The organism is Burkholderia sp. Ap-955 (assembly GCF_011753045.1).
Taxonomy (GTDB): domain Bacteria; phylum Pseudomonadota; class Gammaproteobacteria; order Burkholderiales; family Burkholderiaceae; genus Burkholderia; species Burkholderia lata_D.
Map to the genome: position 1 here is coordinate 1 of NZ_VWWH01000070.1, position 12,169 is coordinate 12,169.

Genomic DNA, 12,169 nt, shown 5'->3' on the forward strand with positions numbered 1-12,169 from the left:
GCCGGCACGCCGCTGCGCTGAACCCGGGCGTCGCCGCGATGGCCACGCCGGCCCATACCCGCCCCCCGACCGGCGCACCGTCGTCGGCCGCCGACGAAGCGCGCGACGCGCGCTACGAGAACCCGTTCGCGCCGCCCGACGAAACCGATGCGCCCGAGGCGCCGCGCCCGCGCTCGCTGTTCGGCGAGATCCTCGACTGGATGCTCGCGCCGCTGCTGCTGCTGTGGCCGATGAGCATCGCCGTCACCTATCTGGTCGCGAAGACGATCGCGAACGGCCCGTTCGACCGCGCGCTCGAGACCAACGCCTATGTGCTCGCGCGGCAGATCCATCCGGTGAACGGTGTCGCCGAGCTGACGCTGCCGGAGCAGACCCGCGACTTCCTGCGCGCGGACAACGTCGACAGCGTGTACTTCCAGGTGCTCGGCACACGCGGCGAGCTGGTCGCGGGCGAAGCCGACATGCCGCTGCCGCGCGACGAGGACCGCCCGCCGCCAGGCGTCGTCATGTTCCGCGACGACCTGCTGCGCGGCAACGACGTGCGCGTCGCGTATACGACGGTCGCGCTGCCGCAATCGGGCAACCCGCAGCCCGTGCTCGTGCAGGTCGGCGAAACGCTGGACAAGCGCAACGCGCTCGCGAACGACATCATCAAGGGCGTGATCCTGCCGCAGTTCGTGATCCTGCCGCTCGCGATCCTGCTGGTCTGGTTCGGGCTGTCGCGCGGGCTCGCGCCGCTCAACGCGCTGCAGGCGCACATCCGCGCGCGGCGGCCCGACGACCTGTCGCCTGTCGAGGCGCAGCGCGCGCCGCCCGAGATCGAGCCGCTCGTCACGTCGTTCAACGACCTGCTCGCCCGCCTCGAACAGAACATGGCGCTGCAGAAGCGCTTCATCGCCGACGCCGCCCATCAGATGAAGACGCCGCTCGCGGGCCTGCGCACGCAGGCCGAGTTCGCGCTGCGCCACCCCGTCCCGCCCGACGTGCAGCGCTCGCTCGAGCAGATCGCGACGAGCTCCGAGCAGGCCGCGCGGCTCGTCACGCAGTTGCTTGCGCTGGCGCGCGCCGAGAACCGCGCGAGCGGGCTGACGTTCGAGCCGGTCGAGATCGCCACGCTCGCGCGGCGCGCGGTGCGCGACTGGGTGCAGGCCGCGCTCGCGAAACGGATGGATCTCGGCTACGAAGGCCCGCCGGACTCGACGGACCCGCCGGACGACAGGCCGCTCGACGTCGACGGCAATCCGGTGATGCTGCGCGAGATGCTCGGCAACCTGATCGACAACGCGATCCGCTACACGCCGGACGGCGGCCGCATCACGGTGCGCGTGCGCGCCGAGCCCGCGGCGCGACTCGTGCATCTCGAAGTCGAGGACACGGGGCCGGGTATCCCGGCCCCCGAACGCGAGCGCGTCGTCGAGCGCTTCTACCGGATCCTCGGACGCGAGGGCGACGGCAGCGGCCTCGGGCTCGCGATCGTGCGCGAGATCGCCACGCAGCACGGCGGCACGCTGACGCTCGACGACCATGTGTACCAGCACGCACCGCGCCTCGCCGGCACGCTCGTGCGCGTCAGCTTGCCGCTGGCCGAAACCGCCCCGGATTAACCCTGACGTGCGCCGCCGCAGCACGCCCCGATTGGGTCAAAATCTGAGATTTACCAGAAGTTCAAAGCACTTCGCGCCACGATGGGCGCACGAAACAACCGATTCGGCGCGGGTTAACCTGCAGTCGTTTTGTACGCACGAGTCAGTCGGCCGTAAGTTTCCGTACCAATAATCCTCGACAGGCCCGTCCACCCAAGGCGGCCGCACATCTATATCAAGGGACTTGGAGACGACTCATGGCAACGTTAGGCGGGCAAATTTCCCACTCGCCGATGACGGGCGAAGAGAAGAAAGTGATCTTCGCGTCGTCGCTCGGCACCGTGTTCGAGTGGTACGACTTTTACCTGGCCGGCTCGCTCGCGGCCTACATCAGCAAGAGCTTCTTCTCCGGCGTCAATCCAACCGCCGCCTTCATCTTCACGCTGCTCGGCTTCGCGGCCGGCTTCGCGGTGCGGCCGTTCGGCGCGATCGTGTTCGGCCGCCTCGGCGACCTCGTCGGCCGCAAGCACACGTTCCTCGTGACGATCGTGATCATGGGCCTCTCGACGTTCGTGGTCGGCTTCCTGCCCGGCTACGCGTCGATCGGCATCGCCGCCCCCGTGATCTTCATCGCGATGCGGCTGTTGCAGGGCCTTGCGCTCGGCGGCGAGTACGGCGGCGCGGCGACCTACGTCGCCGAGCATGCGCCGGCCAACCGTCGCGGCTTCTACACCGCGTGGATCCAGACGACCGCCACGCTCGGCCTGTTCCTGTCGCTGCTCGTGATCCTGGGCATCCGCACGCTCATCGGCGAGGAAGCGTTCGGCAGCTGGGGCTGGCGCGTGCCGTTCGTCGCGTCGATCCTGCTGCTCGCGGTGTCGGTGTGGATCCGGTTGCAGCTGAACGAATCGCCGGTGTTCCTGCGCATCAAGGCGGAAGGCAAGACGTCGAAGGCGCCGCTGACCGAAGCGTTCGGCCAGTGGAAGAACCTGAAGATCGTGATCCTCGCGCTCGTCGGCCTGACCGCCGGCCAGGCCGTCGTGTGGTACACGGGCCAGTTCTACGCGCTGTTCTTCCTCACGCAGACGCTGAAGGTGGATGGTGCGAGCGCGAACATCCTGATCGCGATCGCGCTCCTGATCGGCACGCCGTTCTTCCTGTTCTTCGGTTCGCTGTCGGACAAGATCGGCCGCAAGCCGATCATCCTCGCGGGCTGCCTGATCGCGGCATTGACCTACTTCCCGCTGTTCAAGGCGCTCACGCACTACGCGAACCCGCAGCTCGAGGTCGCGACGCAGAAGGCGCCGATCACGGTCATCGCCGATCCGGCCGCCTGCTCGTTCCAGTTCAACCCGGTGGGCACGTCGAAGTTCACGAACTCGTGCGACGTCGCAAAGAGCGCGCTCGCGAAGGCCGGCCTGAACTACGAGAACGTCGCGGCACCGGCTGGCGCGACGGCCCAGATCAAGGTCGGCGACACGGTGATCCCCGCCTATGAAGGCAAGGCAGCCGACGCGAAGGCGCAGGGCGCGGCGTTCGACAAGACGCTCGCGTCGACGCTGAAATCGGCCGGCTACCCGGCGAAGGCCGACCCGGCGCAGCTCAACTGGCCGATGACGATCGTGATCCTGACGATCCTCGTGATCTACGTGACGATGGTCTACGGCCCGATCGCGGCGATGCTGGTCGAGATGTTCCCGACGCGGATCCGCTACACGTCGATGTCGCTGCCCTATCACATCGGCAACGGCTGGTTCGGCGGCTTCCTGCCGGCCACCGCGTTCGCGATCGTCGCGGCGAAGGGCAACATCTACTCGGGCCTCTGGTATCCGATCGTGATCGCGCTGGCCACGTTCGTGATCGGCCTGCTGTTCGTCAAGGAGACGAAGGACTCGAACATCTACGCGCAGGATTGATGGCGGGTGCGCAGCGGGGACGGTCGGCGGAAAGTCTCCTTCCGGGGACCGGCTCCCGCCCGCAATGAAGGCCGGTACGGGCCGCCGGCAACTTTTTTCGGGAAAGATAGAAAAAGGTATTGACAGCCGACCGTCCGATCGACATAATTCAAGTCTTCGGCGAATTAGCTCAGTCGGTTAGAGCGACGGAATCATAATCCGCAGGTCCGGGGTTCGAATCCCTGATTCGCCACCAAATGCGAGAGCCGCTGTTTCGAAAGGAACAGCGGCTTTTTCATTTGTTCCGCCAAAAACACACGCCAAGGCTCCAGCACCGGCTCATGCCTTCGTGGCCACGATGATCGTGCCATTGCGCTCGAGACCGGAGTGGATACGCAACCGATGCCGGCACCGCTCTCCGTAAAAAGACGAGCCACTCGCCGATGCCTGTATGCGGCGATACCGAACGGTGCAAAAGTCGATACCCCGCGCAATGGCACCCGGACCACCGCGGCACGAGCACTACACCGCACTTAGAATCGGTATGTCCAAATTTCTGCTGCATCCGGGCATAACGTCAATGAAAAAACGCCTCGCATGCTTCCTGTCGGTTCTGATCGGCATCGCCATTCCGCTCGCCTGCCATGCCGACCCTCTGCCAGACACCACCGTCGACGGCCTGCACTGGAGATTCGAGCAGCTGCGCGACACCGGGCACGACGACGATTACGAAGTGGCCGCCCGTCGAGGCGAACAGGTCCTGATCTGGGACAACGGCAAGAACCGGCAAGCTTATGCGGAAGCCGTTTTCCTGCTGGTCTCCGCCCCCTACGATCAGGTGCAGCCGCTGGTGCAGCGCGTACTGCAACGGACGAGCCCGGTCACAGCCAGTGCCAATAGCTGGCAGCTGCAGAATTTGCCGGACCCGTGGAGCCGTGTGCTGTTGTCGCGCCGGCCGGACCTGCGCGCAGCCATCGCCGACCACGCGACCTTGCCGAAACTGCAGCAGGCGCTGCAACAAGGCGCGATCACCCGGCAGGAACTGGACTGGCGCATGGATCAGGCTCGGGCACGCGTCGACCGGCTGTTCCAGGGCTCGGGCGTGCCTGCGCTGCAGTCCACCTACGCATTCTGGGAAGCCCGCCAGGACCACAGCGATGGCATCACCGGTCAGTACCGAAGCGCGCTGTTCATCAGGGTGCAGGACGTCAGCGCGATATTCGGGCATCCGGCGACGGTCGTTCAGTTCGGTCGCATCGACTCCCGGCCCAACCCCGACTACAGCCTGTGGAAAGCACTGACACTTCAGGACCTGGACATATTCAGCGGCAACCGGACCCAATCCAGCAGGACAGGCATCTCCGTCGTACCGGGCGACGTGTTCACGGCATTGTCCGACGCGCTGTCCGCACTGCCGGCCAAGCTGGAAATCGCCACGTCGCCCACTGCATGGCAATTGCCGTCGACACCGTCGACGCCGCCCCCCGCAATCAAGCTGGTCGCGCCGGACCAGAGCGCCCCGCTCATCAAACCGTCGATCATCCGCTGGGACAAGTTCGTGACGGACCCGTCGCAACGCACGTTGCTGTACCCGCACGACATCCTCGGCCTGCCGGATGGCAGCCTGCTGTTCAGCGCCCAGGTGGCCGACAACCGCGGCTGGAACGAGTATGTGTGGCGACTGCACGCGGGCAATAGTGGGTTGCAGGCGGACGAAGTCTGGCACGGCAAGGACGGCCCGCGACGGATGATGATCAATGGCGACGGCAGCGCCGTCTGGTTCGACGGCCAGCCGGACGCCAAGAGCAAACCATGCCTGTACCGATATGACCTCGCGAGCCGCAAGGTCGATCGTCATGAAGTCGTCTGGCCGAGCGAGACCGATTGGCAAGACCATCAGATGAGCGATTTGCACTGGATTCTCGACGACGATCTGCCGGCCAATTTCTGGCATGACATCCGGCATGACGAGAAGGACGAGCACCCGGTCGGTTCCGCGTTCCTGACCGTGCAGCGCCCGGCGTCACCGCCGTCGGACGCCGACGATCCATGGCCGTTCGTCACCACGCTGTCATCGGTACGCCAGTCGCTGATGGACGAGATCAGCAACGGCAGCAATGCCCTGATCTGGCCCGTACGCTGGCGGCCTTCCGGGAGCTACTGGACGGAGGATTCGCAAGGGCTCGCCGAGCTGGACGCCCGCACCGGCCGCACGCTGCGTACGATCGCCTTACCGCAGCGCTTCGGCACGCCGGATTCCTTCAGCGCCGCCGGTGTCGCGCAATGGGTGCCCAAGCCGCTCGGTTCGCCGCAGGGTCAATGGATCGCGACAGGCTTCGTGCTCCTGCTCGACGACGACGGCAGCATGCCGCCTCCCATGAAATATCCCGGCCCAAAACGGGCGCGCTTTGTCGGCATGCACGTGGTGGATCTCAAGAGCGGGCACGTGCTGTCGGCCCTGCTGGGCAGCGCCGACAACTTGAAGGCCGCCGCTCGTTCCGCGAACGGACGCTTCCTTGCGATGGGCACGACCTACACCACAGGCGGCTGGAAGCATCGCGTCACACTCTGGGACGTCGCACAGGGCCGCACACCCGTGCAGCTCGACACATCGTCGATACCCAGAGACAGCGAGATCCAGGCGCTGGCCTTTTCGTGGAGCGGTTCGGCGCTGTGGGCACTCGGCACGCGCGAACTGATGCTGTGGCAATTGCCCGCCGCGCTGCGCGATCATGCGACACGTGGCGCTGCTCCGGATCAATCCCGCAACTGAAGCCATGGCATCGACTGGCCGCCGACTTCCACGATCGGCGAAAATCGGACACGCGTTCGACCGGTCGGGCCTCTGCCAGCTTCTCCATGACCGGACTCCGCAGTTGCCCGATCGACAACGAAAAATTCCGAGGATCAGATGAGGGACCGTAACGAATCGAACAGCGACAAGCCGCGCGGACGCACGAGACGACGTCGGCTGGTGGCAGGTGTCGCGGTCGCCGCGATCGCCGCCGCCGTGGTGGCAGGCGTGCGATACATGTCACCCCCGGGCGGCCTGGACAAGAGCGAGATCGACGAGATTCTGAAAGCCGCGCTCGCGGACAAGAACACGGCGCCGACCGACGCCTGCGTCAGCTTGAGCGGCGCCGAGCTGCCCGCCGACGTCACGGCGGCGAGCTTGCTGAGAGTGGACGGGACGGTCAGGAAAGACGTGCAGGCGCTCATCAACCGCGGCCTGATTACCGTCAAATTCGACGCGGGCAAAGGGAAGCCCACCATCAGGAATCCGGATTACGAGGCGAGTGACAAGCATGTGCGCTTGAGCCACATCGAGCTCACCGCGCTCGGGAAGCCCTATTACCGATATCACGAACTCGAGTCGACTGATCCTTCGTCACCCGGCGGCAGCGTCCTGTACATGATGAATCTGTTCTGCGCGCACGTTTCATATGGCGGCGTCGAAAAATTCATGACGCCCTCCAAGAATCCGTTCGACGACAATCCGCATCTGGTGACGTGGGTCAATTTCCTGTGGAAACCGGACAAGCAAGCGACGCCGTGGCTGGCTGACCCGGACCTGCTGAGCGCGCTGTCGTTCTTTCCCGAAGACGATGGCTGGGCCCACAAGGGGATCCTGCTCGAGCGGGACGACAACGCGCACTGGGCGCTGGGCGACAATCCGTACACCATCCGCTGGTAGCGGCGGCGTCCCGACGCGTACCGGCTGCGTGCCCCGGATTCCACGGTGGCCGGCAACACGGCCGCCCCGGCCGCGCGCCGACGTCTTACGCCGCCACCGCCCCTCTCTGCACCTTCGCCGCCTGCGCCCCCACGCGCCCACGCCAGTTCTCCCCGCCCTCCAGCGACGGCGTCGACTCGAACACCTCCGCGATCCAGTCGGCAAACACGCGCACCTTCTGCGACAGATGCCGGTTGTGCGGATAGACGATCGAAATCGGCTTCGGTTTCGGATTGCAGTCCGGCAGCACCTCGACCAGCGAGCCGTCGAGCAGGTGCGGCAGCACCATGAACAGCGTCGGCTGGATCATCCCGAACCCTTCGAGCCCGCACGTCACATAGGCATCCGAATCGTTGACCGTGACGGTTCCGCTCATCCGCACCTCGAACGGCTTGCCGTCGATCATGAACACCCACGGAATCGCCCGCGCGCCGTGGCTCGATCGAAAGTTCACCGCATGATGCTCGGCGAGATCGGCAATCTCGTGCGGCTCGCCGTGACGCGCGAGGTAATCGGGCGACGCGCAGGTCACGCGCTTCAGCATCCCGATCCGCCGCGCGACCATCGACGAATCCTCCAGCGGCCCGACCCGGATCATGCAGTCGATGCCCTCCTCGACCGGATCCACGTAGCGGTCGGAGAGCCCCAGTTCGAGTGTGATGTCCGGGTAGCGCTGCCGGAAAATCGACAACGACGGCAGCACGATGCGCCGCCCGAGCGAACTCGGCATGTGGACACGCAGCACGCCGCTCGGCTTGCGGTTGCCGGTCTGGAAACTCGCGTCGGCCTCCGCGATCTCCGAGATGATCTTCATGCAATGCTCGTAGTATGCCGCCCCCTCCGGCGTCAGCGACAGCCGGCGCGTCGTCCGGTGCATCAGGCGCACGCCGAGCAGCGCCTCGAGATTCTGGATGATGGTCGTCACCGACGCACGCGGCATCGCGAGCGTGTCGGCCGCGCGCGTGAAGCTGTTCGCGTCGACCACGCGGGTAAAAACTTCCATTGCCTGGATTCGGTCCATGCTGCTCCCCCTTCGAATCGCCAACGAAACAGAATAGAGCGCGCGACGGGCGCGGCACAAGCCCCCACCTATTGTTCTCCGATCCTGAATAGTTTCTGCGTTTCGGACTGGAAAGCGATCGATTTCCGCTCAGTCCTTCGCGGCGATCGCTCCGGCCCTACTCGGTCGCCGCCGGACGCCGTGCGTTACCGCACGAATCGCTCGCGATACCCCTGCGGCGATACGCCCAGCACGCGTACGAAACAGCGGCGCAGCGTCTCCTCCGAGCCGAAGCCGCAACGCGCGGCGATCCGCTTGACGGGCCATGCCGTTTCGCCGAGCAGGCGTTGCGCCGCCTCGACGCGGATCTGCTCGACGGCGCGCGCGGGCGTGCGGCCGGTTCCGGCGCGGTAGTGACGCACGAAGCTGCGCTCGCTCATGCGCACGCGCTCGGCCAGCGCAGGCACCGACAGGTCGGCCGTCAGGTGCTCGGCCATCCATGCGTGCAGTTCGCCGAACCGGTCGTCGGTGCGCTGCATCGACAGCATCGTGCTGAACTGGGCCTGCCCGCCCGGACGCTTCAGGAACACGACGAGTTCGCGCGCGACGTCGAGCGCGGTTGCCCGCCCGAGGTCCTCCTCGACCAGCGCGAGCGCAAGATCGATGCCGGCCGTCACGCCGGCCGAAGTCCACAGCGCGCCTTCGCGGATGAAGATCGGATCGGACTCGACGCGCACGTTCGGATAGCGCGCCGCGAATTCGTCGCAGCGCGCCCAGTGCGTGACCGCGCGCCGCCCATCGAGCAGGCCGGCCTCGGCGAGCAGGAACGCGCCGGTGCAGACCGATGCCACGCGCCGTGTGCGCGCCGCCTGCTGCCGTACCCAGCGCACGAGCCGCGCATCCTTCGATGCCGCATGCACGCCCTTGCCGCCGGCGACGATCAGCGTATCGGGGTGGCGCGCCGCCGAACGCAGCGATTCCGCCATCACGACCAGGCCCGACGACGTCTCGACGGGCCCCGCCTCGACCGCGATGACGCGTGGCGCATACGGCGCCGGCTGGCCGCGCTCCAGCGCGAGCTCGTTGACGGACGCGAACACCTGCAGCGGCCCCGACACATCGAGCAGTTGCGCACGAGGAAACGCGAGGACCAGGATCGAACGCGGGGCGGCAGGCATGGCGATTGGCTGAAAACGTGGGAGATATGGCAATTTCGCCAAACACTACGCGCCTAGAATCGATCTGTCCATCCCGTGCCCGCAACGGTTCGCTCCCCTTCCTCTCGGAGTCTTCGCATGACCCTGCATATCGGCTTTCTCGTGTTTCCGGGCGTCCAGCAACTCGATCTCACCGGCCCGCACGACGTGCTCGCGTCGCTGCCCGACGCCACCGTCCACCTGGTCTGGAAGTCGCGCGACACCGTCGCGTCGAGCAGCGGGCTCGCGCTCGCGCCGACCTGCACGTTCGACGACTGCCCGCCGCTCGACGTGATCTGCATTCCGGGCGGGATCGGAATCAACGCGCTGCTGCTCGATGCCGAAACGATCGCGTTCGTGCAGCAGCGCGCGGCCGCCGCGCGCTACGTGACATCGGTCTGCACGGGCGCGCTGCTGCTGGGCGTGGCCGGCCTGCTGCGCGGGCGGCGCGCGACGACGCACTGGGCGTTCCACTCGCTGCTCGAACCGCTCGGCGCGGTGCCCGTGCGCGAGCGCGTGGTGCGCGACGGCAACCTGATCACGGGCGGCGGCGTCACGGCCGGCATCGACTTCGCATTGACGATCGCCGCGGAGCTGGCCGGCGACGAAGAAGCGCAGGCGATCCAGCTCCAACTCGAATACGCGCCCGCCCCGCCGTTCGACGCCGGTTCGCCCGACACCGCGCCGGCAGCGGTCGTGAAGCGCGTCACCGAACGTTCGGCCGCCGGTTTCGCGACGCGCAAGGCGACGATCGAACAGGCGCTGCGCGCGATGTCGCGCTGAATGCGGACGCCGGGAAATTGACGCGAAGACTGGAAGACGACGCGCATCCGCGCCGGAGAACCCATCGATGAACATCATCCGCAGCGCCGCGTTCACGGCGGACCGTGCGTGGGGCGCGCTCGACGTCGCGAACCTGAACGGCATCACGGTCCGCCTGCACTGGACCGACCAGCCGTATCGATGGCACGTGAACGACGGCGAGGAAGTGTTCGCGGTGCTCGACGGTCGCGTCGAGATGCGCTATCGCGAAGCAGGCGTCGAGCACGCGACGGTGCTCGAAACGGGTGACGTGTTCCACGCGGCGGCCGGCACCGAGCACGTCGCGCATCCGCTCGGCGAAGCACGCATCCTCGTGATCGAAACCGCAGGCAGCGTCTGAGATCGGGCGGGCATTCCGCATGCGTTGCACACGCGGAACGCCCGCCTGCACGGCGGCTCTATCCAGAGATCGTCCCGCTGCGACGCGACGAGGTTGGGCTGCGGCGCGCACCGACACGGCCACGGGTCGTGTTCGAGCGCGACGGCCTTGCCCATCACGGTCACGTGCGGTCGCCGCCGTCCGACACGGTCATGCGAAGCGGCTGTCGCGATGGCGGCACGTGCGGGCGCGAAAGGCAATCGCATTGCGCAATGCAGCCCGATATCGCCAGAACAACGCTCGTACAATGCCTAAAATTGATTTAGTACAAGTACGAAAATCAGCCCGAATAATCCAGCCGGCCCGATTATCTCAATAAATTACCGGCCAATTATCCCGAAAATCCGGCGCGACAAATTCATACGAGCGCGTCCGCCAAGCAACGCCCACAAGGCTTCAGCGCGCCACAAAACCTTTCAGAATCTCGCCGCCTCCGCCTTGAATTCTTACCCGGTTCGATAAAACACAATTGCCTCATGGCGTTTCGTTAATTAAAAAACAGAGGAATACAATTCAATAAAGATAAATTCACTGATCAACATCAAAAAACATGGATGAACTCCAGTCGATGCGCTTGTTCGTCAAGGTCGCCGAAATGCAGAGCTTCGCAAAAGCCGCCGCCGACCTGCACATTTCCAACTCGTCCGCCACCCGCCTGCTCCTGAGCCTGGAAAACCGGCTCGGCGCGCGCCTGCTGAACCGCACGACGCGCAACCTGTCGCTCACCGACGCCGGACGCCTGTATTTCGAGCAGGTGCGCCGCTTGATCGACGAGATCGATTGCGTCGAAGAGAGGATCGCATCGCTGAACCATGAGCCGATCGGCTCGCTCAAGATCGTTGCGCCCGTGATGTTCGGCATCCAGATGCTCGCCCCGGCGCTCGACACATTCAAGCGCCAGCATCCCAAAGTCGTGCCCGAAGTGACGGTCGTCGACCGGCATGTCGACCTCGTGTCGGAAGGATTCGACGTCGGGCTGCTGATCACGCAGCGCATCACCGGCGCCAGCACCGTGCGGCGAGTCCTCACGCGATTCGGCCTCGTCATCTGCGCGTCGCGCGAATACGTCGACCGGCATGGCCAGCCCGTGCATCCGCGCGATCTCGAGCATCATGCGTGCCTGCTGTTCCAGTCGGACTACGCGGGCGAATCGGTGACGTTCGACCTCGGCAATATGCGCTTCGCCGTGCGCCCGAACAAGTCGGCAGCATCGAACAACCTAGGCTTGATCCGGCAACTCGCCTTGAACGGCATGGGCGTCGCGATCCTCCCGCGCTTCCTCGTCGAGGACGACCTCCGCGACGGCCGGCTGCTGCCGCTGCTCGGCGGCTATTGCGTCGACGATCTCGAGATGAACATCGCGTATCCGAGCCGCCGGCACTTCCCGCGCAAGACACGCCTTTTCGTCGATCACGTGATCGAATATTTCACGTGCACGCACCCAAAACCCGACCTCACTTATCCGGCCTGCCGTTCCGGCAGCCCGTCGGGCACCCGGGAACCGCCGGCCTGAACCCCGTTCGGCCACCGCCTGCGCCGCATGGCTGCATTGCTGGCGTGC

9 protein-coding genes, 1 tRNA gene and 1 pseudogene are annotated in these 12,169 nt (G+C 65.9%); 8 read left to right on the forward strand and 3 right to left on the reverse strand.

Going from position 1 to position 12,169, the window contains the following annotated elements:
• The first annotated feature begins 38 nt into the window (after positions 1-38).
• From F3J15_RS27830 to F3J15_RS27850, 5 genes are all read left to right on the forward strand, one after another.
• Positions 39-1,604, forward strand: coding sequence for a sensor histidine kinase (locus tag F3J15_RS27830; protein ID WP_166895260.1), 1,566 nt, complete (start codon positions 39-41; stop codon positions 1,602-1,604).
• Between the two features lie 236 nt (positions 1,605-1,840).
• On the forward strand, positions 1,841-3,499 hold the full coding sequence (locus F3J15_RS27835; RefSeq protein ID WP_069248773.1) for an MFS transporter: 1,659 nt from the start codon (positions 1,841-1,843) through the stop codon (positions 3,497-3,499).
• 158 nt (positions 3,500-3,657) lie between these two features.
• Positions 3,658-3,734 (forward strand) — tRNA-Met (locus F3J15_RS27840).
• A 288-nt stretch (positions 3,735-4,022) separates the two neighbouring features.
• The gene (locus tag F3J15_RS27845) at positions 4,023-6,251 is read left to right on the forward strand and encodes a hypothetical protein (protein WP_166895225.1); all 2,229 of its coding nucleotides are present in this window, start codon (positions 4,023-4,025) and stop codon (positions 6,249-6,251) included.
• A gap of 138 nt (positions 6,252-6,389) precedes the next feature.
• Positions 6,390-7,172 carry a hypothetical protein gene (locus tag F3J15_RS27850; RefSeq protein ID WP_166895227.1) on the forward strand — a complete coding sequence of 261 codons (783 nt, stop codon included), beginning with the start codon at positions 6,390-6,392 and terminating at the stop codon, positions 7,170-7,172.
• Positions 7,173-7,257: 85 nt separating this feature from the next.
• Here F3J15_RS27850 and F3J15_RS27855 read toward each other — a convergent pair whose 3' ends face one another.
• Both F3J15_RS27855 and F3J15_RS27860 read right to left on the reverse strand, forming a co-directional pair.
• Positions 7,258-8,232: a LysR family transcriptional regulator gene (locus tag F3J15_RS27855; RefSeq protein WP_166895229.1), complete on the reverse strand. Its 975-nt coding sequence runs from the start codon at positions 8,230-8,232 to the stop codon at positions 7,258-7,260.
• A 185-nt stretch (positions 8,233-8,417) separates the two neighbouring features.
• Positions 8,418-9,389: a GlxA family transcriptional regulator gene (locus F3J15_RS27860; protein WP_166895231.1), complete on the reverse strand. Its 972-nt coding sequence runs from the start codon at positions 9,387-9,389 to the stop codon at positions 8,418-8,420.
• 117 nt (positions 9,390-9,506) lie between these two features.
• Here F3J15_RS27860 and F3J15_RS27865 point away from each other — a divergent pair, with 117 nt between their 5' ends.
• Both F3J15_RS27865 and F3J15_RS27870 read left to right on the forward strand, forming a co-directional pair.
• A complete protein-coding gene (locus F3J15_RS27865) occupies positions 9,507-10,190 on the forward strand; it encodes a DJ-1/PfpI family protein (RefSeq protein WP_166895233.1) in 684 nt (227 codons plus the stop codon).
• 67 nt (positions 10,191-10,257) lie between these two features.
• A complete protein-coding gene (locus F3J15_RS27870) occupies positions 10,258-10,569 on the forward strand; it encodes a cupin domain-containing protein (protein ID WP_166895235.1) in 312 nt (103 codons plus the stop codon).
• A gap of 58 nt (positions 10,570-10,627) precedes the next feature.
• Here F3J15_RS27870 and F3J15_RS38250 read toward each other — a convergent pair.
• Positions 10,628-10,762 (reverse strand): annotated as a pseudogene (locus F3J15_RS38250) (PAAR domain-containing protein); the annotation flags it as partial.
• Between the two features lie 396 nt (positions 10,763-11,158).
• Between F3J15_RS38250 and F3J15_RS27875 the strand changes: the two are divergent.
• Positions 11,159-12,121 (forward strand): LysR family transcriptional regulator, encoded by a 963-nt coding sequence (locus tag F3J15_RS27875; RefSeq protein WP_166895237.1) that lies wholly within the window; start codon positions 11,159-11,161, stop codon positions 12,119-12,121.
• The last annotated feature ends 48 nt before the right edge of the window (positions 12,122-12,169 follow it).

Coding starts and splice junctions, on each gene's coding strand:
- F3J15_RS27835 (WP_069248773.1), top strand. CDS start 1,841: ATGGCAACGTTAGGCGGGCAAATTTCCCACTCGCCGATGACGGGCGAA.
- F3J15_RS27850 (WP_166895227.1), top strand. CDS start 6,390: ATGAGGGACCGTAACGAATCGAACAGCGACAAGCCGCGCGGACGCACG.
- F3J15_RS27830 (WP_166895260.1), top strand. CDS start 39: ATGGCCACGCCGGCCCATACCCGCCCCCCGACCGGCGCACCGTCGTCG.
- F3J15_RS27855 (WP_166895229.1), bottom strand. CDS start 8,232: ATGGACCGAATCCAGGCAATGGAAGTTTTTACCCGCGTGGTCGACGCG.
- F3J15_RS27845 (WP_166895225.1), top strand. CDS start 4,023: ATGTCCAAATTTCTGCTGCATCCGGGCATAACGTCAATGAAAAAACGC.
- F3J15_RS27870 (WP_166895235.1), top strand. CDS start 10,258: ATGAACATCATCCGCAGCGCCGCGTTCACGGCGGACCGTGCGTGGGGC.
- F3J15_RS27865 (WP_166895233.1), top strand. CDS start 9,507: ATGACCCTGCATATCGGCTTTCTCGTGTTTCCGGGCGTCCAGCAACTC.
- F3J15_RS27875 (WP_166895237.1), top strand. CDS start 11,159: ATGGATGAACTCCAGTCGATGCGCTTGTTCGTCAAGGTCGCCGAAATG.
- F3J15_RS27860 (WP_166895231.1), bottom strand. CDS start 9,389: ATGCCTGCCGCCCCGCGTTCGATCCTGGTCCTCGCGTTTCCTCGTGCG.